General features: G+C 65.5%; 8 protein-coding genes. 2 read left to right on the top strand and 6 right to left on the bottom strand.

Annotated elements, in window-relative coordinates; translation table 11 throughout:
- Nucleotides 1-5: 5 nt before the first annotated feature.
- On the bottom strand, nt 6-5,297 hold the full coding sequence (locus WV31_RS20265) for a DUF4347 domain-containing protein (protein ID WP_168186010.1): 5,292 nt from the start codon (nt 5,295-5,297) through the stop codon (nt 6-8).
- 569 nt (nt 5,298-5,866) lie between these two features.
- On the opposite strand from WV31_RS20265, the gene WV31_RS20270 reads away from it, so the two are divergent.
- Nucleotides 5,867-6,766, top strand: coding sequence for a phage tail protein (locus WV31_RS20270; protein ID WP_085375232.1), 900 nt, complete (start codon nt 5,867-5,869; stop codon nt 6,764-6,766).
- Between the two features lie 443 nt (nt 6,767-7,209).
- Nucleotides 7,210-8,586 (top strand): sensor histidine kinase, encoded by a 1,377-nt coding sequence (locus WV31_RS20275; protein ID WP_085375233.1) that lies wholly within the window; start codon nt 7,210-7,212, stop codon nt 8,584-8,586.
- Here the strand turns inward: WV31_RS20275 and WV31_RS20280 are convergent.
- From WV31_RS20280 to WV31_RS20330, 5 genes are all read right to left on the bottom strand, one after another.
- Nucleotides 8,537-9,070: a nucleoside 2-deoxyribosyltransferase gene (locus WV31_RS20280; protein ID WP_085375234.1), complete on the bottom strand. Its 534-nt coding sequence runs from the start codon at nt 9,068-9,070 to the stop codon at nt 8,537-8,539. The two genes, WV31_RS20275 and WV31_RS20280, sit on opposite strands and share 50 nt — an antisense overlap.
- A gap of 14 nt (nt 9,071-9,084) precedes the next feature.
- Nucleotides 9,085-9,387, bottom strand: coding sequence for a hypothetical protein (locus WV31_RS20285; RefSeq protein WP_085375235.1), 303 nt, complete (start codon nt 9,385-9,387; stop codon nt 9,085-9,087).
- 32 nt (nt 9,388-9,419) lie between these two features.
- Nucleotides 9,420-10,265 carry a serine/threonine-protein kinase gene (locus WV31_RS20290; RefSeq protein WP_085375236.1) on the bottom strand — a complete coding sequence of 282 codons (846 nt, stop codon included), beginning with the start codon at nt 10,263-10,265 and terminating at the stop codon, nt 9,420-9,422.
- 80 nt (nt 10,266-10,345) lie between these two features.
- Entirely contained in the window at nt 10,346-18,307 is a 7,962-nt protein-coding gene (locus tag WV31_RS21835) for a cadherin-like domain-containing protein (protein ID WP_145980928.1), read from the bottom strand.
- Nucleotides 18,210-21,698, bottom strand: coding sequence for a VCBS domain-containing protein (locus tag WV31_RS20330; protein WP_085375237.1), 3,489 nt, complete (start codon nt 21,696-21,698; stop codon nt 18,210-18,212). Before WV31_RS20330 ends, WV31_RS21835 begins: the two co-directional genes overlap by 98 nt.
- Nucleotides 21,699-21,755 lie beyond the last annotated feature (57 nt).

Raw genomic sequence — 21,755 nt, forward strand, 5'->3', positions numbered from 1 at the left:
CATCTCTATGCGGCGCGGCCCTTGCCCGTCAGCAGGGCGATCAGCGCCTTGGCGTCCGATTTCTGTCCGTCGCGACTCAAGTTCCGCAATTGCTCGGTCAGGCCGGGACGGCCCACCGCCTTGGCAAACTTTTCCGGCAGTCCAAGATCGCCGCTCCGGCCGGGCGCGCCCTGGCCCTGCCCCCCCTCGGGAGCCACGTTGCCCTGGCCGGTGCCCACCTGGATCTTGAAGGTCTGCACCGCCTCGCGGCCCTCGTTATCCTTGGCCACCACCTTTACCACCACCTCGCCCTTGAAGCCGGGCGGCGGCGTGCCCTCGAAGGTGCCGGTGCGGGGATTGAAGGTCATCCAGCCGGGCAGCGCCTGCCCATTTTCCCGCGTCGCCACCAGCGTCACCGTGGCGTCGGCCTTGGTGTGGGCGAAAGCCTCGGCGGGAATGGTCACCGCGATACGCGCGCCCTCGGCGAACACCGTATCGCGCATGGGGGCGTTGACCACCAGGGCGTCGCCGCCTCCGGCCGGCTTGGCCGCCACGGCGATCTGGAAGGCGCCCTGGGCGGGCTTGGTCAGACCGCCCCCGATCTCCGATGGAGGCGCCACGGGTTTGGGCGGATCAGGAATGGGGATCGGCTTGGGCGGAGCCGGCGGCGGCTCAGGCGGTAGCGGCGCCGGCGGAGGAGGAGGTGGTGGTGGCGGCGGAGGCGGCGGCGGCGGCGGCGGCGGCGGTGAAGGCGCCGCCTTGATCTTCAGCGTCGCCGTCTTGGTCGCCGTGGCGTTGGAGGGATCCGTCGCCGTGAAGGTCAGGGTCACCGAATCCACCGGCGTGGTCGGGTTGCCGGAAATCACGCCCGCCGTGCTCATGGAAAGGCCGGCAGGCAGGCCGCTCACCGTGTAGCTCAAGGTGTCGTTGTCGGCGTCGGTGAAGGTCCCGGCGGGAAGCGTGAAGGAATAGGCGCTGCCCACCTGTCCCTCGGTCAGGGTCAGGGCGGCCCCGCCCGCTACGGGCGCGCTGTTGAACGTCACCGAGCGGTTGACGGTCGTGCTGTCCTGGGTGCCGGCGTCGGCGGAATCGTCGCGCACCTGGATGCTGACGGTACGCGTCGTATTGTTGGGCGTGCCGGCGCTGTCGTTGAAGCGGATGGAGCGCAGCGCCAGCTGGTAGGTGGCCTTGGTCCCCGTGCCGGTGATTGTCATGGTGTGGTTGGAATTGGACAGGGTGAAGGTCAGCGTCTCGCCGTTGACCGTCTGCGCCCCGGTGCCGTAGGTGGACGACAGGGTCTCGTTGGCTCCGTCCTGGGGATTGGTGATGGTCACCACCGCCCGGGTCAGGTTGGCGCTGTCCACGTCGGCCAGGGTGATGGCGGAATCCACCGCCACATAGCCGTCCGTCTTGCTGAAGGCGACGCTGGAACTGGTCAGGGTGGCCGAAGGGCTGTCGTTGACCGAGGTGATGGAGGTGGTCACCGAACGGGCCGTGCCGGCGATGGCGGTGGTGCCGCCGGTGGTGGTGGTGTCCACCGTCACCTTGGTCGCCCCGCTGGTCCAGCCGGCCGAGTAAGTGGCATCCAGCGCGCGGACCGACAGCGCGGTGGGCGTGCCGTTGTAATCGGCCACCGGCACGAAGCGCAGCTTGGTCGCCGCCGACAGAGCCAGGGCGGTGGCGCCGTCGGCCACCGTGCCCACCGCGAACCAGTTGGTGCCGTCGGTGGAGTACTGCCAGGCGCCCTGGGTGCCGGAATTGGCGGTGTTGCCGATGATGGCCAGGCCGTTGATGGTCTCGGCCCCGTTATCGGGATCGGAATAGATACCGCTGGCCAGTGAGGTGATGGTCGCCCCGGCGGGCGATGCCGTGTCCTCGTTGACCGCCGACAGGCTGAGATTGCCGGACAGGGCGGGGGCGTCGTTGACCGCCGTCACGGTGATGGAAGCGTTGACGCTGCTGCCCGTGTTGCCATCGGTGTCGCGCCCGGCGAAGGCGATGGAACGGGTGGTGGTATTCGGCGCGTTGGAGGTGTTGTTGAAGCGGGCTTCCTTCAACAAGGTCAGGTAGTCCGCCTTGGTGCCGCTGCCCGACAGGGTGATCAGGCTGGACGAGGTGTAGGTGATGGTGATGCCGTTATAGACGTCGCCAGTGTTGCGCCCGTTCAGGCTGAGCACGTCGCCGGTCTGGGTGTTGGACAGGGTGATGGTCGCCTGATTGAGGTTGGCGTTGTCGTCGCTCAGGCTGGCGTCGGTATCGATGATCGCCACCGCGCCGCCATCCTCGGTGAAGGCGCCGTTGTAGCCGCCGCTGGTGTTGCCCGACGAATCGTTGCCGTCCAGGTCGATGATCGGTGCGCGGACCAAGCTGACCGTCACGTCGCTGTTGGATGACGTGCCCACCCCGTCGTTGACCGTCACCCGGATGGTGCGCGCCGTGGTGTTGCTGGTGTTGGCGTCGGTGTCATTGTAGGTGAGCGCACGGACCAACGCCTGTACCGCCGTCGGGGTGGCGCTGGTGTTCAGGCTGATCACCAGATTGGCCCCGGCCGAACCGCCGGTATAGGTGCCGATGGTGGTGCCGCCATAGGTGACGTTGCCACCCGATGCACCGATCTGACCCGCGCCGGTGCCCTGGTTGGTGATGCCCAGCACGTCCTCGCCGTTCTGACCGTTGGCGGTGATCGACACCGTGACGTTGCCGCCATTGAAATTGGTATGGTCGGCATCGGTGACGGTGGCGTTGCCGCCGTTGTCCAGGGACACCGCCGAGCCGCCGACGCTGTAGCTGACGGAATCACCGTTCAGGTTGGCGATTACCGGAACGTCGTTGATGGAGGTGGCCGTCACCTGGGTGGTGGCGTTGGCGGTGCCGGTGCCGTTGCCGATGGCGTCGGCGGGGGTGAGCGTAAAGGTGGTGACCACCGTGCCCCCGGGCGCGGTCTGGTTGGCGGTGGGCGTGAACACCAGTGCCTGAAGCAGGGTCTGCAGCGCCGCCGGGCTGGCGCCCGACAGGGTATAGCTGCCCGCCGAGCCGGTCAGGCCGCCGCCCCCCGAAGACAGGGTCCCGTTGGCCGCCGTATAGGTGATGGCCAGGGTCACCGCGGTGGCGTCGGGATCGGTGAAGGTCACCGACGAGAACGGCGTGGTGGTGGCATTGTCGTTGACCGTGCCCGCCGTGGTAAAGGTGCCGCCCAGGGACGGCAGGTCGTTGGCGCCGTTGATGGTGACGGCGAGCACCGCGATGTCGGTGGCGGTGCCGTCCGAGACGGTATAGTTGAAGTTGTCGGTGAGCGTCTGGCCCGAGGCCAGTGCTTGGACCGTGGCATTGCTGTCATTCACAACATAGGTGTAGCTGCCGTCGGAATTGAGCGTCAGCGAGCCATAGGTTCCGCTGAGCGAGGCCCCCACGGTTCCGCCGGTCCCCGCCCCCTCGACGCTGCCGGTACGGATGGCGGTCACCGTCTTGGTGGCCCCACTATCCTGGTCGGTATCGTTGGTCAGCACGTTGCCGGTAGCGTTGCCCCCGGCAGTACCGTTGGACAGGCCGCCCGCCTCGGTGGCCGAACCGGTATCGTTCACACCCACCGGCGCATCGTTGACGTCGGTCACCGTCACCGTCACCGTCTGGTCGGTATTGTTGGTGCCGTCCGAGACACGCAAGGTCACCACATAGGTGTTGTTGGTACCGTCATCGGCCGGGCTCTCGTAATTGGGCGAAGTGACGAAGGTCAGCGCACCCGTCGAGGAATTGATATTGAATTTGGCCTGATCGATCCCGCCCACGATGGAGTAGGTGGCCGTCGCCCCCGCATCGGGATCGGTCGAGGTGGCGGTATAGACGGTACCGGTGCCATTCTCGGCGAAATTGGCGGTGGTGGCCGAGGTGAACGAGGGCGCCTCGTTGACGTTGGTCACCGTCACCGCGACGGCTTTGGTCGCACTGCCGTTGCTGTCGCTGGCGGTGATGATGACGTTGTAGACGTTGTTGGTACCGTTATCGGTGGGGCTTTCATAATTGGGCGAAGAGACGAAGGTCAGCGCACCAGTGGCGGGATCGATGCTGAACTTGGCCTGATCGGCGCCGCCTGAAAGGGAATAGCTGACCGTCCCGCCGCCGGAACTGGCCGTGGCCGCCGCGGTGTACACCGTGCCGGTGCCGTTCTCGGCGAAATTGGCGGTCGCCCCGGAGGTGAAGGTGGGAGAAACCGTAATGTTGTCGAGAACGATGTCGTCGATTTCCATGAAGGCGCCGCCGGCTGGCGCAGTAATGGTGAAATAGGAAATCCCCTGGTAATTGGACACGTCGCTGTTGACAGTGATGGATTGCTTCGTGACCCCCGTACCTCCGGCACTAAAAGTAAAGCTCCCACCCTTGCTGGTCGTAATCGAGAAAGTTTCCAGACCATTGCCGTTTTGATTACTGAAGACAAAAGACGTCAGGTCAAAAATTTTTCCGCCGCCGGCGGTGACAGTGAAGCTTCCGCCCTTTCCATTGCCATCATTGACGAAATACAGATCCTCGGCGCCGTTGTATGCGGCCCCGATGGCACTGCCCAGGGCGATTTGCGCCGCATTGGTGTTGGCGTCGTCCTTGGCGGTGAATGTCAGAGTGATGTTGGCGTGGGTATAGGTGACCGATGTGGTCCCGGCCCCGCCGATGGTTCCGTTGCCGGCCTCGAAGGTAATGGTCGCGCTGACCAGGGAACCGGTGAACTCCCGCATCCCATCGATGCCCAGCGAGATGGCGGCGACGTCGCCCACCGAGCGCTCCAGCACCCAGTCGCCGCCCTGGGCGACGGCGCCGGTCGTGTCGCTTGACGCCGCCACGTCGGCACCGGTGGCAGACGCCAGGGCGGAGATGAAGGCCTGCCCGGCCTCGCCGCTCGCCACGGAACAGCCATAGACCAGCAGATCGCCCCCCGGAGCCAGCGCCCGCCCCACCACCGACAGTTCCACCTGGACGGCGCCCTCGGACAGGCCGGCGGCGGTCAAGGTGGTGGTTCCCAAACGCAGGCTGGCCTCGGAGCCATGGCTCAGCACATGAATGGCGTCGTAACCGGAATGAGTCTCGGCCCACCGGGCCATCTGCGCCAACCCATCGGCAGCACCGTCGATCTCGACGATGGCGACGCCATCCCTGATGCCGGTTTCCAGTATCTTGTAGTCCCTCACCTTGGTGTCGACGAACACCACTTCCTTTTTGCCATCGTCCCTGGACGGATCGGCGTCGCGGATCACCACCGGCGGGGGAGCAGCCTTGACGGCGGCTTCCGCCATCACCTGGGCGGCATCCGCGACGGCGGCTCCATCGAACATCAGGCGCGGCTCAAGCGCCATGACCAACGGCGTACACCGGAAAGATCGCCTACCCCCTCCCCCTTGGCGGCGAAGCGAAGTCGGATCAACAAGCTTGGTCATGACATCACCCTCGGCAATCGATCCGCCCAAAAGGCATACCCCAGTATCAATATATCCACTTTTACGCTTACAGAGCTTACACCAACGACACGAGACCTTCAAACTCATGCTATCATCAATATATGTCAAAATGACACATTCTCCGATGGAATGACTCACACGCGAATTGCAGCAAAGCCTTAAAGTGGTTATGGCAATTCAAAGGCGATCACAACACACAAAATGTCGCCGAAACTGCGTTCCCGCCAGCCTTGCTGCGCCGGGAATCACAGCTTATCGATGCATATATAGCGTATAAAACCATTTCAAACCATTCCATGGTGAGTATATACAAGCTATCGATGCATTGATATCATCACACACAGTCTTTGAATTTTAGCGCCGCACATACGACCCTTTTAAATGTGCATATCGCAGTCATTGACCACCATTGAGTATGCGTGACCATCAAATCCAGGAGCGTGTAGATGATGAAAATAACTTTCGCCTCCCTGATCACGGGCGTTTCCACCCTGGCCCTGGCCGCCGTGCTGTCCGGCACCGGGGCACGCGACGCCCAGGCCTGCGCTAACGAACCCCTGATCGGCTCGGTGTGCTTCACGGCCATCCGTTATTGCCCCGTCGGTTATCTCCCGGCCGATGGCCGGCAGATACCGGTCCAGAACAATCAGGCCCTTTTCGCGCTGCTTGGCAATACTTACGGGGGAAATGGCACAACGAATTTCAATCTTCCGGACATGCGCGGTCGTTCGCCGGCTGGCTACAACCCGACGCCCATCACCACCGGCGGCAGCACGGGAGGCAGCAACCCTGCCCAGATTTCCGCCAACACCTACGGCGTCATGCGCGGTGTCGAGGCCAATACCCTGACCGTCAACAACCTGCCGCCGCACACCCATCCCGCGACCTTCACGGGCACAGGCGGCGGCGGCACCGGCCCGCTGACGGCGGCCGGCACCGTCTCTCTGCCGGTGACGATCAATGTTCCGGCCCAGAATATCTCGGTCTCGGGCAGCCTGAAGATTGGCAGTTCCACCGCCGCCGGCGCGCAGGCCATCAGCAACGGCGCGGTGATGACCAAGGCCGGCGGCGGCCAAGGTGCGATCTACGCTCCGTCCACCACCACCGCCGACACCAATATCGGCCCCAGCCAGACTTTCAGCGGCAGCACCAGTGCCACCGCGGCCACCGGCACCGTGTCGGGCAACGTCAACCTGCCCGTGACCGGCGCGACAGGCATCACCGGGGGCATGGTAACCGTGGCTCCCAACACCACCGCCAACCAGGCCTTCACCAACCTGCCGCCGCAATCCGTGCTGACGGCCTGCATCGCTGTCCAGGGCATCTGGCCGGAAAACCCCAACTAGACCGAGCGCCGGATATGAAACACGCTGTCATGCTGAGGCGTAAGCCGAAACATCTTTCAGCCTGAGGCGGTTGCCGCAAATAAATGGCGGTCCAGCGGTCGAATGTTTCGACTGCCGGCATAAGACCTCCGAATCCGACCTTGGAAGGATGCCCCCATTGGGGGCATCTATTTTTTTGCGAATCCACTCAATGAATTATCGCAATCTGCTTGAAAAGCAGGCCGGCCTTGCCATGTGCAATCGGATCGTCAACCGCCTGGACAGCCCTATCCGGGGGGAAGCGCCTTCCATTTGACCCTGCCGCTGGACCAGACCCGGCCGCGCCCGAGTGGGCGCGCCCCCGGGCACAGGCATAAAACCCCAAGCTCATTCAGGTGCCAGCCGCGCCATACTCTGCTAGGCTGATCCGGTTTCCCCGTCTTTCCACCAGAGGATCTTCCCGATTGACCGTCGCCTGGCGCATTACCGGCATCTATGCCGGGGTCGGATTGAGCTGGATTTTCCTGTCATCCCTGGCCGTGTGGATCGGCGTGGGCGAGCCCCCGGGCTTGGCCTCCCTGCTGGAGATGGCCAAGGGCTGCGCCTTCATCCTGGTGACCGCTTTCATGCTGCTGGTGCTGCTCGGCCGCTGGGAGAGGGAACTTAACCGGCGCGGGGCCGCCCTGAGCGAGACCAACCGCGAACTGACCGAGGTCAACACGCGCCTGTCGGGCATCATGCGGGGCTCCCAGGATCTGATCGCCGCCTGGGACCGCAACAAGCGGCTGACCGCCTTCAACCCCCGCTATCAGGCGGTTTGCTGGAATTTCTTCGAACGCGATGTGAAGATCGGCATGTCCCTCGAGGAGGCGTTCGGCCATGTGCCTGAGAAATGCCGCCAGTTTTCCGAGTGCTGGGACCGCACCCTGGCCGGAGAATCCTTCGTTCAGCTGCAATCCCTGGCCGGAGACGGCGACACGGCGTGGTTCGAGACCAGCTACGGCTCGCTTCCCGGTCCCGATGGCCTTCCGTCCGGGGGCTTTCATATCGTGCGCGACGTGACGGACCGCGTCCGCGCCGAGGAAGACCGCCGCAGCCATGCCGAGAAGCTGACCAAGACCGTCGAGACGCTGACCGAAGCCAACACGGAACTGGAGCGCTTCGCCTACGTCGCCTCCCACGACCTGCAGGAACCGTTACGCACCATTACCTGCTTCGCCCAATTGCTGGAGCGCGACTACGGCCAGGCCCTGGATGATCGCGGCCGGCAATATGTGGATCTGGTCACCGGCGGCGCCATCCGCATGCACGACCTGATCAACGATCTTTTGGCCTATTCGCGCACCACGCGGAGCGAGGGACGGATCGAAACGGTGTCGGCGCAGGCCGCCTGCCAAGGCGCCCTCAACAACCTGCGCGACGCCATGGATTCCAGCGGCGCCGTGGTCGTCGTGGACCCGCTGCCCGAGGTCAGCGCCGATTCGGTGATGCTGATCCAGATCTTCCAGAACCTGATCGGCAACGCCATCAAGTACCGCAAAGCCGAAAGCGTGCCGCACGTCCACGTTTCCGTCCAGCGTCAGGAACGGTACTGGCAGTTCTCGGTCACGGACAACGGCATCGGCTTCGACCCGTCGGAACAGGACGTGTTCGAGCTGTTCCGCCGCCTCCACCCCCATTCCTCCTACACGGGAACCGGGGTCGGCCTTGCCATATGCAAGTGGATCGTCAATCGCCTGGGCGGTCAGATCTGGGCGGAATCCACGCCCGGCACGGGAAGCGTCTTCCGCTTCACCCTGCCGCTGGACGAGACCCGGTCGCCAGCTGCCGCGCCCGGGTGAGCGCCGCTTCCAGACTGGGCAGCACCTCGGCCGGCATGGCGGCGTACATCAGGTTCTCCACCAGCCCGAAATCCTCGACCACCATGCCGTGCTGGCGGCAAAACAGGCGTCCGTCCTCGTCACGGTCATGGGGGACACGCTCCTGGTAGGGCCGCATATCCTCGGACCAGGCGATGACGGGCTTGCCCAGGGCCTCGGCATAGCCCATCTCCCAGGTGGTTCCCGGGCAGGCTCCGGGACCGCGGAACGGCGAGACGCAGGCGATCACCATATCGCACGCCCTGATCCGCTCGATATTGCCGCGGCGGATGGCCGCCGCCAGTTCGGCCGGGGGCAGCGTCAGGTCGTCGGCCTGAGGCTCGAACGGCGCCACCCCTTCCAGATCGTGCTGGCCGCACATCTCGACCAGATAGTCGAGCAGCGCCTTGGCGGCCGGGTGGAACACCGCCGGACCGGCGAGATAGGCCTTGGGCTTGTGGGTCATGGGGCGGGAATTCCTCAGGCCAGGACGTCCAGGGCGTCCTTCTCGGTCCTGGCGAGGCGCGAGAAGGTTCGGGCGGCCAGGGTATAGGCCTGCTTCGCCTGCCCCAGATCCACCACCTCGCGCAACAGATCGACCCCGCCCTCGGGCGGCAGCGGCACGTAACGCGCGCCGGCCGGACTGGTCGAGACGAGTTGGCCTTGCTGGGCGCGATAGTCCGCAGTCGTGACGTTGGCGATATTGTCGGCCGCCTTTACGGCGACACGCGACTGGGCGGCAAGGCCGCTCAGCAATGTCGTCGAAGCAATGGAGGAAATCATCGGAATTCACCCGATCCGGCGGCCATGGCCCATCATGCTCCCAGCGTCATGCCGGTGGCAAGCATGCGCAGAGACTCTTCGGCACTGGGCCGCGCGCCCGGATCGGCGGCCATGGCCCTCTCCACCCAGGCCACGAATGCCGGCGGCGTGTGGGGCGCCAGGTCGGACAGGGACGGCCGGCCCTCCTCGGGGCCGGGAAGACGCCCGGCCAGCAGACGCCAGGCCAGGGCCCCGGTGGAATAGATGTCGGCGGCGGGGCCGACCGCGCCGGCACCGGCCCGCTGCTCGGGACTGATGTAGTCCAGGGTGCCGATCCAGGCGTGGGGCGGAACGTCGGATGCCTTGCCGACGCGGGCGAAGCCGAAATCGCACAGCCTGACCACGCCCCCCTGGCGCGCGGTGAGCAGCAGGTTGGACGGCTTGATGTCCCGGTGGATGATGTCGCGGCGGTGCAGATAGGCCAGGGCCGCCAGCAGCTGCAGCAGGATGAAGCGGGCCTGGCCGGCGTCCAGTGCCTGCGGCTTTTCGTCCTCGGCCATGCCGTCCTCGGCGACGTCGAAACCGATCAGACGCGGAAGGTTGGCCCGCATGAACGGCAGGACCATGTACGGGCTGCCATCCCCCAGCCGGCCGGTCTCGTACACGGGCAGGACATGGGGATGGTCAAGGCCGGCCATGATCCGGCCTTCCACGATGAAGCGGCGCATCCATTCGGCGCGGCTGAAAGGCGGCTCGGGCTTGGCGGCATCCATGGCGAAGGCCTTGACCACCACCGGCCGCCCCAACTGGGTGTCCGTGCACAGATATAGCCGCGAGAACGCCGTATCGATCAGGTGACGTGCAATCTGATAGCGGCCGATGTGCTCCCCCGCCTCCATCGCCCCCCCCTCTCCGTCATCACTGGAAAGAAAAGGGGCCGCCCCGGCGGGCGGCCCCCATTGTTGCCGGCAAATCCGGCTTACCAGGTGATCTTTTCCACATTGTGGAATTCGATGGTGTCCTGGCTGCCGTCGTTGTTGGTGACGATGACCGTGCCGTGGGCGTCCTTGGCGCCGGTGACCGACTGCGCCACATGGTGACCCTCGGCATCGACGCTGACCGCCCAGCCCGACACGCCCTCGATGTTGACCGAGGTGATCTGAGTGTCGTGGGTGAGATCCAGCGTATCCGTCCAGGACGAACCGCGGCCGCCGTCCACCACGTCGTGGCCGAAGCCGAAGTCGAACAGGAAGGTGTCGTTGCCCTGGTCGCCCCACATGACGTCGTCGCCGGTGCCGCCGATGATGGTGTCGTTGCCGGCACCGCCATGGATCTGGTCGTTGCCCGAACCGCCGTCCAGCACGTCATTGCCGGCACCGGTGACATAGACCTGGCCGCCCACCATCTTGGCGTCGCCGTAGATCACGTCGTCGCCGGCGCCCGCGCTGATCACGTCGTTGGTGTCGGCCTGGGTGACGCTCCAGCCGCCATTCGAGCCGCCGCCGCCATGGCTGCCGCCCGAGTAGCGATAGGTGGCGCCGCCCTTGCCGCCCAGCAGCAGATCGTTGCCGTTGGTGCCGATGATGTCGTCGTTGCCGGAATTGCCCACCAGGGTGATGCCGGGGATGGACGAGCCGCCGCCGACGGCGCCGTCGCAATGGACGGTATTATCGACGCTGGCGATATCCAGGTTGCTGGCCTCGACGGTGTCGGCCGAGACATGGACGTCGAAGCCCTGGGTGCCCTGCGCCACGTTCAGGTTGAGGGACACCGCGCCGTCGTAGTGGGAGCTGTCGACGTTGAAGTCCCAGCTGCCGTCGGTGTTGTGCACCAGGGTGCCCTCGTTGCCCGTATAGGCCAGCGAGGCGCCGGTGGGCAAGGCGTCGATGTGGTAGCTCAGCGTCTCCGATCCGTCGGTGTCGTTGGTGTGGCCGGTGAGATCGATATGATAGCCGCTGGCGGTGTGGGTGACCGAGGAGTCGAAGTCGAAGGTCACCGACGAGCCCACGTTGTTCAGGCGGACATAGGTTTCACTGGAAACACCGTAACCGCCGGTGGTGGTGCTGGCGCCCGACAGGATGCCGTTCTCGGCCTGGAAGGTGAGGCCGTCCACCTGGATCCTGTCCACCAGCACGTCGCGGGTGTTGTAGCCGTCATTATCCACCACCTTGATGTCGGCGCCGTTCAGCAGCTGGTTATGCTGGTCGTCGGTCAGGGTCAGCGAAATGGCCTTGTCGGCGCTGTAGCTGCGATTGACCGAGAAGTAGCCCAGATTGGTGCCGCCGAGATAGATGTTGAAGCCGGCGGTGCCGCTGCTGGTGTCGTTGACATACAGGTTGACCTGCTTGCTGTCGTTGCCCAGATGGGCGACCGAGGCGCCGTTGGCCCCGATGGAGGCGCTGAAGGTGGCGGCGTCGGCCACCGCGTCCACATGCAGCGAGCCGCTGGTGTGGGTGGCGATGCCCGTATCGGTCACCACGTCGTAATTGACGGTGACGTCGCCGGCGAAATTGGCGTTGGGCGTAAACGCCCAGCCGTCATTGCCGTCGGCATCCACCGCATGCACGAAGCTGCCCACCGTGTTGCCGTGCGAATCGACGCCCGACAGGTTGGCCACGTGCAGGGTGTTGTCCACGTCGGTGGAATTGGCCAGCAGGTCGCTGGACTTGATGAACACCTGGGTATCCTCGGTCCCGGCGCCCAGGTTGGTGGGGCCGGTCACCACGGTGGCGTCGTCGCCCGGGTTGAAGTCCAGGGTGACCTTTTGGGTGGTGGTGCCGCCCATGCCGTCCTTGACGGTGACGCTGAACTGGTCGGTGCCCTTGTAGTTGGAATCCGTGGCGGTGAAGTGGTACTCGCCGGTCGAGGCGTCGATGGTCACCGTGCCGTGCGCGGTGGTCATCGAGGTGATGGGCGAGCCGTTGGCGTTGGTGCCGAACGAGTAGGACATGGTGTCGCCGTCGGAGTCGACCGCATGCACCGTGCCGTCCGCATGGCCGGCGGTGTAGTTGGTCTCGACGCTGGTCACCTGCGGCGGGTGGTTGAGGTCGACGTCGTTGCCGTCCACCGTCACCTGCAGCTGCTCGAAGTTGGTCACCTTGAGGCCGCCCAGGCTCTGGAAGATGAAGGGCTTGCCGGCGTTGGCCGCATCGGCGACGAACGAGGCGAAGCTCATCAGCTCGGTACGGACCGCCTGGGTGTACTGGGCCGGCGAGAGATCGACGTTCAGGGTGTCGGTCCCGGTGCCGCCGTCATACACGTCGCCGGCGGTCGTGCCGCCCACCGCCACGACGGTGTCGTTGCCACTACCGGTCATGATGGTGTCGGCGCCCGCCGAACCGATGATGATGTCGTTGCCGGCGCCGGTGTCGATCACCTCCACATTGCGGATGGTGGTGTTGGAGAAGTCGAGATAGTCGTTGCCCGAACCGGCCAGCAGGGTATCCGTGCCGGCGCCGCCGTCGATCACCTCGATGGAGCGCATGTTGCCCAGGTTGCTGGTGACGTTGATCACGTCGTTGCCCGAGCTGCCCAGGACGGTATCGATGCCCGAACCGCCGTCATAGATGTCGCCGGCGCTTTCGGTGGCGCCCGTCACCTTGAAGACGTCGTTGCCGGCGCCGCCATACATGGTGTCGGCGCCCGCGCCGCCGGTGAGGGTGTCGTTGAAGCCGCCCGAGAACGAGACGTTGAACGACGAATTGGTCACCGCCGTGCTGGTGCCGTCCTGGGTGGTCACCGCCACGTCGACGGTGCCGCCGATGCCGTTGTTCGACGTCAGGGTCAGGCCGGTCAGGTCGGCCGGGGTCAGGGTCCAGCTGCCATCGGCGTTCTGGACACCATGGTTGAGCACCGCACCGCCCGGCAGGTTGGACAGGGTGATGGAGGCCACCGACTCGCCCGACACCGCCGTGGCGGAGATGCTCAGGTTGACGGTCACCGCGGTGTCGCCCGACGGATCGTCACCGTACAGCACATCGCCGGCGCTGCTGCCGTTGATGATGTCCGAGCCCGACCCGCCCTGGGCATAGCCGCCGCTGGCGGTGATGGTGGAGCCGGACTGGGCCGCCGCACTGACGTTCTGCGCCGTGATGGTCGCCGCGTCGGCCTGGGCGTTGACGGTGATGGCCACGGTCTGGCTGACCGTGCCGCCCTTGCCGTCGGACACCTGAACCGTGAAGTTGTCGGTACCGTGCCAGTTCTTGTCGGTGGCGGTGAAGGTGTAGGTGCCGTCGGCCGCCACGGACAGGGTGCCGTTATGGGTGCCGCCCGACACCACCGAGTAGCTGAGGCTGTCGCCGGTATCCACGTCGGAGGCGTTGATCTTGCCGGTCACCACGGTGGCCGCGCTGGTCACGCTCTCGTTGCCGGTACCGCCGGTGACACTGCTCACCACCGGTCCGTCGTTGGAGCCGGTCACCGTGACGTTGACCGTCCCCACATTGGAGTCGGCGCCGTGGTTGTCGGTGGCCACCACCTTGAAGCTGTCGGTGACCGACTTGCCCACGCCCAGGCTGGCATTGGCCGCGTTGGGGGTGAAGGTGTAGTCACCGGTCGAGGCGTTGATGGTGACGGTGCCGTGGTCGGTGACCAGGCTGCTCACATGGTTGCCGGCGGAGTCCACCAGCGAGTAGCTGACGGTGTCACCCGCATTGGGATCGACCGCGCCGACATGGCCGGTGACCGCGCTGTGGTCGTTGGCGGTGGCGGCATTGGCGGTGGTGAGGGTCGGCGCGCCGTTCAGCACGCTGACGTTGACGGTCTCGGTGGTGGTTCCGCCGTGACCATCGGACACCGTGATCTTGAAGGTATCCGTGCCGCTGTAATTGCCGGTCGGCGTGTAGGTGAAGGTGCCGTCGGTGTTGACCACCACGGTACCGTGCTGCGGCCCGCTGGTGCCGGTGCCCACCGCGTAGGACAGGTGGTCGCCATCGGCGTCGGACACGCCCACCGTGCCCGACAGGGTGGCGTTCATGGCACCAGAGACCGAGGTGGGATCGCCCGCCTCCGGCCCATGGTTGGACAGGTCGTCATGCACCGTGGCGGAAGCCGAAGACGAGGCCACGCTGGTGCCGTCGGTGCTGACCGCGGTGACGTTGACGGTGAGATCGCCATTGAAGCCGGCCGGGGTCTTCACCGACAGGCCGGTCATCTGGCTGGGATTGATGGAGTACGAGCCATCGGCGCCCGCCACCAGGGCCACGCCGTTCTGATACAGGGTCGAACCCGAGGGCAGGCCCGAGATCTTGACCGAGTGCCCTTCCGAACCGTCCATGTCGGGGAAATTGGCCGACACGGTCAGCGGATGGGTGGCGGTGGGGGCGGCCGCATTCCACGACACGTTCATGTTGACGTCGTTGTAGTCGCGGTCGCCGCCGCCGTTCAGGTCTTCCCAGTTCTGGTTGCCGGAAACGGCGCTGGTGTCCTCGGAATGGACCAGGCGGTCGGAGTTCAGCGCGCTCTTGTCGAACAGCACCTTGGTGCCGGCGCCGTTGAGTACATGGCCGGCGCTGTCGCTGGCCTGCCAGTTACCCGCCGAGTCCTTCGAGAAGGTCAGCGCCGCGCCGTTGGCCAGGCCAGGGTTCTGGCTGCCGCCATCGGGGATCAGGAAGAAGCCGACCCGGTCGGGGTCGACGCCGTTGACCGTCACCGAAGCGCTGGGCGAGGCATGCACGTCGGACCAGATCACGCCACCCGAGGTCGGGTTGCCGTTATCGTCCATGACGTAATAGCCGTAGGTGTTGTGGTAGCCGGCCGAAGCCGTGCTGTCCAGATTGGTGACGGTGAAGCTGCCGTTGGGCGTCTCGACCGGCGCGCCGATGGCCACCGACACGCTGGCCCGATCGGCCACCGCATCCACGTCCAGTCCGGCCGAACCGGTGACGGTACCGCCATGGCCGTCGCTGACCGTGTAGGTGACGTCCACATGGCCGCTGTAGTTCTCGGTCGGCGTGAAGGTGTAGGTGCCGTTGCCGTTATCGACGATGGTGCCGTGGTTCGAGCTGAGGCTGGTCACCGACAGGCTGTCATGGGCATCCGTGTCATGGGCGTTGGCCAGCAGCTGGGCCTTGGTGAAGGTGACGGAATTGTCCTCGGCGGAATGGCCGAGATTGACCGCGCCGCTCACCGTCGGGCCGTCGTTGGACCCGGTGATGGTCACCGTCACGTTCTGGGTGGCGGTGCCGTCGGCCGAGGCCACGGCGAAGGTCTTGGTCATGGTCTCGCCGGCGCCCAGAGCCTGCACGTCGGCATTGGCCGAGTTGACCTGGAAGGTCCACTGGCCGTTCTCGCCGATGGTGAAGGTGCCCTGGTCGGTCTGAACCGTACCCGCCTGCACATGGGCCTGGCCGGCATCCACGTCGGCGACGCTCAGGGTGCCGGTGGCGCGGCCGTTGCCGTCCTCACCCACCGAACCGGTGGTGGCGCCGGTGATCACCGCGCCGTCATTGGAGCCGGTGATGGTGACGCCCACCGTGGAGGGCGCACTGGTCATGGTGCCGTCGGTGGCGACAACCTTGAAGCTGTCGGTCTGCACATCGCCGGCCCGCAAAGCCTGCGCGTCGGCATTGGGCGTGAAGGTGTATTCGCCGGTGGCGGAATTGATGGTCACCGTACCGTGGGCGGTGGTCAGGCTGTCCACCTGGTTGCCGCTGGCGTCCATCAGGTGGTAGCGCACGCTGTCGCCCACGTCCTGATCGGTGCCGACCACGCGGCCGGCGCCGGAGTGATCCTCGTCGGTGGAGACCGCCGAAGCACTGGTCACCGTGGGAGCGTTCTCAAGCGCCACCTCACGCCCGTCCACCGTCAGCTTCAGGCTTTCCCAATTCTTGGCATCGACGCCAAGGGTGTTGAAGTGGAAGCTCTGGCCGGCATGGGCAGGATCGGCGATGAAGGACTGGAACTGCTGCAGTTCGGCGCGCACCGCCGCGGTGTACTGCGAGCCGCTGAGATCGATGCGCAGGGTGTCGGTGCCGGTGCCGCCGTCGTAATTATCGCCCGCCGACTGGCCGCCCTTGATGATGCCAAGGTCGTTGCCGGCGCCGGCGTCGATGGTGTCGGCGCCCCAGCCGCCATCCAGCGTATCGGCGCCATCGCCGCCCAAAAGCGTGTCGTTGCCCGAAGCGCCGTACAGCACGTCGTTGCCCGTACCGCCGATGATCATGTCGTTGCCGGCATTGCCCAGCAGCACGTCGTTGCCGGAGCCGCCGTCAATGGTGACGTCGCCGTAGGAGTAGCGGTTGGAGGTCAGGTCGACCACGTCGTTGCCGTCGCCGGCATTGATGCTCTCGATGCCGTCCAGGCGCGCGCCGCCGGTGGGCGAAGCGCTGTAGCCGTCATCCAGGAACACCGCGTCGTTGCCCGCGCCCATCACCAGGGTGTCGGTGCCGGCTCCGCCGCGGAACACGTCCTGGCTGAGGTTGTCGCCGGCAATGGCGTAGGTCTCGTTGGTGCCGCCATGGACCGTATCACCCACGTTCTGCGACACGAAACCGCCGCTCCACGAGGAGTCGGCCGAGTAGTTCAGCACATCGTTGCCGTCGCCGCCTTCCAGCAGATCCGAGCCCGTGCCGCCCGACAGGGTGTCGTTGCCCGCGCCGCCGAACAGGGTGTCGTTGCCCGCGCCACCGTCCAGGGTATCGTTGCCGGCGGCGGTGCCGCTGAAGCTGATGTCGAAGCTGGTGGTGGTGCTGGCCGTCGAGCCGTTGGAAGCCTCGGTCGAGGTCGCGGTCACGCTGAGATGCAGGTTGCTGCCCTCGGTGGTGGTGACGCTGAGGCCCGTCAGCTGCGCCGGAGTCAGAGTCCAGGTGCCGTCGGCATTCTGGGTGCCGGCCGACAGGGTCGCACCAGCCGGCAGGCCGCCGATGGTGACGCTGCCCAGCGATTCCGAACCATCGGTATCGGACAGACGGTCGCCGATGTTCAGCGGAACCGTCACGGTACCGGTGCCGTCGCCGTACAGCACGTCGTTACCCGCCGCGCCGTTGACCACGTCATTGCCCGAACCGCCGCTCAGGGTGTCGTTGCCGCCGGTGCCGTTCAGGGTCTGAGCCTGGCCGGCGCCAAGATCGACAGTGATGTTCGACGCCGACAGGACGGGCGAATCCGCCACCGCCGCCACGTCGAAATGGGCCGACCCGGCCACGCTGCCGCCCTGGCCATCGGAGATGGTGTAGGACAGTTCCACATTGCCGTTGAAGTCATGGCTCGGCGTGAAGGTGAAGGTGCCGTCATGATTGTCGGTGATGGTGCCGTTGGTGGCCGACAGGCCGCTCACCGAAAGCGTATCGCCGTCCACGTCATGGGCGTTGCCCAGCAGGTCGCTGGCCTTGATGGTCACCGAGCGGTCCTCGGCGCCCGAAGCCAGCGTCACGTCAGCAGTGGTCGGGCCGTCATTGACCGAAGCCACGTCGAAGCTGGCCGTGCCCTGGGTCGTGCCGCCATTACCATCGCTGATGGTGTAGGTCAGATCCACTTCCCCATGGAAATCGGCGTTGGGCGTGAAGGTATAGGTGCCGTCGGCATTCTGGGTGATGGTGCCGTTGGTGGCCGAAAGCCCGCTCACCGACAGCGTGTCGCCATCGATGTCGGAGGCATTGCCCAGCAACTGCTGCGCCGTGAAGGTGATGGAGCGATCCTCGGTGGTATCGCCAAGATCCACCGCACCGCTGATCACCGCCGCGTCATTGCTGCCGCCGATGGTGACGGAAACCGTCTGCTCGGTGCCGTCCGCCGAATGGACCTTGAACTCCTTGGTCAGGGTCTCGCCCTCGGCCAGGCCCTGCACCGCGTCATGGTTGACCGCGAAGGTCCACTGGCCGTCGGCGCCCATGGTGAAGGTGCCTTCACCCACCGTCTGGCTGGTGGCCTGGAAGGTGGACTGGTCGTGATCGGCGTCGGAGACGTTCAGCTTGCCCGACACCGACGCGGTGTCCTCGCCCACCGACTTGGAGGCGTCGCCCGAAGATCACCGCCGCGTCATTCCTGCCGCCGATGGTGACGGAAACCGTCTGCTCGGTGCCGTCCGCCGAATGGACCTTGAATTCCTTGGTCAGGGTCTCGCCCTCGGCCAGGTTCTGCACCGCCGCGTTGTTCACCGCGAAGGTCCAGTTGCCGTCGGCGCCCATGGTGAAGGTGCCTTCACCCACCGTCTGGCTGGTGGCCTGGAAGGTGGACTGGTCGTGATCGGCGTCGGAGACGTTCAGCTTGCCCGACACCGACGCGGTGTCCTCGCCCACCGACTTGGAGGCGTCGCCCGAGATCACCGCCGCGTCATTGCTGCCGCCGATGGTGACGGAAACCGTCTGCTCGGTGCCGTCCGCCGAATGGACCTTGAACTCCTTGGTCAGGGTCTCGCCCTCGGCCAGGCCCTGCACCGCGTCATGGTTGACCGCGAAGGTCCACTGGCCGTCGGCGCCCATGGTGAAGGTGCCTTCACCCACCGTCTGGCTGGTGGCCTGGAAGGTGGACTGGTCGTGATCGGCGTCGGAGACGTTCAGCTTGCCCGACACCGACGCGGTGTCCTCGCCCACCGACTTGGAGGCGTCGCCCGAGATCACCGCCGCGTCATTGCTGCCGCCGATGGTGACGGAAACCGTCTGCTCGGTGCCGTCCGCCGAATGGACCTTGAATTCCTTGGTCAGGGTCTCGCCCTCGGCCAGGTTCTGGATGTCGGCGTTGCCGTTGTTCAGTTCGAACGACCACTTGCCGTCCATGCCGATGGAGAAGGTCCCCTCGTCCGTGGTCTGGCTGAACGCCTGGACATGGGCCTCGCCCGTATCCACGTCCGACACCGTCACGGTACCCGTGGCGAACCGGGTGGCGCCGTCTTCCGACACGCCGCCGCTCAACTCGCCGCCGATCTCCGCCGCGTCGTTCACCGCCGTCACGTCCAGTGTCGCGGTGCCCTGGGTGGTGCCGCCATGGCCGTCATCCACCGTGTAGGTGATGTTGACGTCGCCGTTGAAGTCGGCATTGGGGGTGAAGGTGTAGCTACCGTCGTCGTTCTGGTGGATGGTGCCGTTGGTGGCCGACAGGTTCGACACGCTGAGAGTGTCACCGTCGATGTCCGACGCCTTACCCAACAGCTGCGCCGCCGTGAAGGTGACCGAATTGTCCTCGGCGGTGTCGCCGAGATCGATGGCGCCGCTCACCACCGGGCCGTCATTGCTGCCGGTGATGGTCACCGACACTTCCTGGGTGTCCGTGCCGTCCGCCGAAGTCACCTTGAAGGTCTTGGTCAGGGTCTCGCCCTCGGCCAGGCCCTGGATGTCGGCGTTGCCGTTGTTCAGTTCGAACGACCACTTGCCGTCCGTGCCGATGGAGAAGGTCCCCTCGTCCGTGGTCTGGCTGAACGCCTGGACATGGGCCTCGCCCGTATCCACGTCCGACACCGTCACGGTACCCGTGGCGAACCGGGTGGCGCCGTCTTCCGACACGCCGCCGCTCAACTCGCCGCCGATCTCCGCCGCGTCGTTCACCGCCGTCACGTCCAGTGTCGCGGTGCCCTGGGTGGTGCCGCCATGGCCGTCATCCACCGTGTAGGTGATGTTGACGTCGCCGTTGAAGTCGGCATTGGGGGTGAAGGTGTAGCTACCGTCGTCGTTCTGGTGGATGGTGCCGTTGGTGGCCGACAGGTTCGACACGCTGAGAGTGTCACCGTCGATGTCCGACGCCTTGCCCAGCAGCTGCGCCGCCGTGAAGGTGACCGAATGGTCCTCGTCGCCGCCGGTCAGTTCGACCAGCTCGGTCCGCGGGCCATCGTTAGAGCCGGTCACGGTGACGTCCACTGTCGAGACATCGCTGTCCACCGTGCCGTCATTGGCCACGACCCGGAAGCTGTCGTGTTCGGACTTGCCGTCGGCGATAGCGTCGGCCTTATCGTTGGGTGTAAAAGTGTACTCGCCGGTTTCGGTGTTGATGGTCACCTTGCCGTAAGTGGTCTCAAGGCTGCTGACCTTGTTGCCTTCGCCATCAACCAGCGAATAAGTCAGCTTGTCGCCATCCACGTCGCTGCCGCGGGCGCTGCCGGTCACAGCGGTATCGTCGTCGCGGGTGACCAGATTCTGCGGGTCAAGGGTCGCCTGGTCGTTCACCGCATTGACATGAAGCGTCGCAGTGCCGGTGGTGGTGCCGCCATGGCCATCGGAAACCGTATAGGTCGCCTCGATATCGCCGTTGAAATCCTTGCCGGGCGTAAAGGTGAAGGTGCCGTCCTGGTTGTCGGTGATCTTGCCGTTGGAAACCTGGAAGCCGGAGAGAGAGACCGACAGGTCGTCGCCATCGATATCGGAAGCCTTGCCCAACAGCTTGGCCTGCCAATCGGCGGCCGACATGGTGATCGACTTATCCTCGTCGATGGCGTCGAGTGTCACCGCGCCGGACACGGTCGGACCGTCGTTGAGGCCCTCCACCGTTACGCTCAGGTTGGTGGAAACGTCGCCGCCATGGCTATCGCTGACCCGAATCTGGAACAGATCGGTCACCGATTCACGCGATCCGTCGGCCTTCAGGCCGAGAGAACGGGTCGCCTCGCTGGCCACGAAGGTGTATTCGCCAGTGGACGGGTTGATGGTGATGGTGCCGTGGTCGTTGGTGATGGTGTTGGTCGGCTGGCCATCCGCACCGATCAGTTGGAAGGTGAGCGCATCGCCATCGTTGTCGGAGGCAACGATACGGCCGCTCACAGTCCCTTCCTGCACCGTCGAGCTCGAGGCGTCACCCGCCACCGTCGGCGCATGATTGACCGCCGCCTGGATCTCGGGGGCCTTATCTTCCTTCGCCGCCTCGGCGGCGGCCGGAGCAGCAGCACCTTCCTGAAGCTGGGTATTGGCGACGAACCCGCCGGGAGGAGCCAGGGTGACCGGCTGGCCGAGGGCCGGATCCTGAGGCTTGAACTCCGCGTCGGGCTTGGCGAGGTCGGGAAGCTCCTGAACATTCAGCGCCTTGGCGCCGCCGGCATTCACCGCGATGGTGGCCACCTCGTCCCGCACGTCCACGCCCAGGCTTTCCAGCTCGGGCGGAGCGACGGTATTGTCCTTGGCCGTCTCGATCTCGACGTCGATGGCGACGTTGACACCGCCGGCGATGCCGCCCAGGTTCTGAACCTGCGGGCTGCCCGTCGAGCCCTGCTGCACATTGGCGAGGTTGCCGAGCTGAGTGTCGCTGACGTCAACCGATCGCGCCACGTTCAGGCGGGCATCGCCCATGTTCTGGTTCTGGACGTTCTGCAGCACCGTCAGGTCGTCAAGCGCCTGCTGTGCGTTCTCCTTCCCATCATGCTGATCTTCGGCATGCTGGTTGTTCGGAGGATTGGAGTTGTTGTTCTCGGCCATTGCAGAACTCCCCAGGCAAAAAAATACCCGGCCTCAAAGAGGTCCGGGTCCGCATCC

Source organism: Magnetospirillum sp. ME-1 (assembly GCF_002105535.1).
In the GTDB taxonomy this organism is placed as follows: Bacteria; Pseudomonadota; Alphaproteobacteria; order Rhodospirillales; family Magnetospirillaceae; genus Phaeospirillum.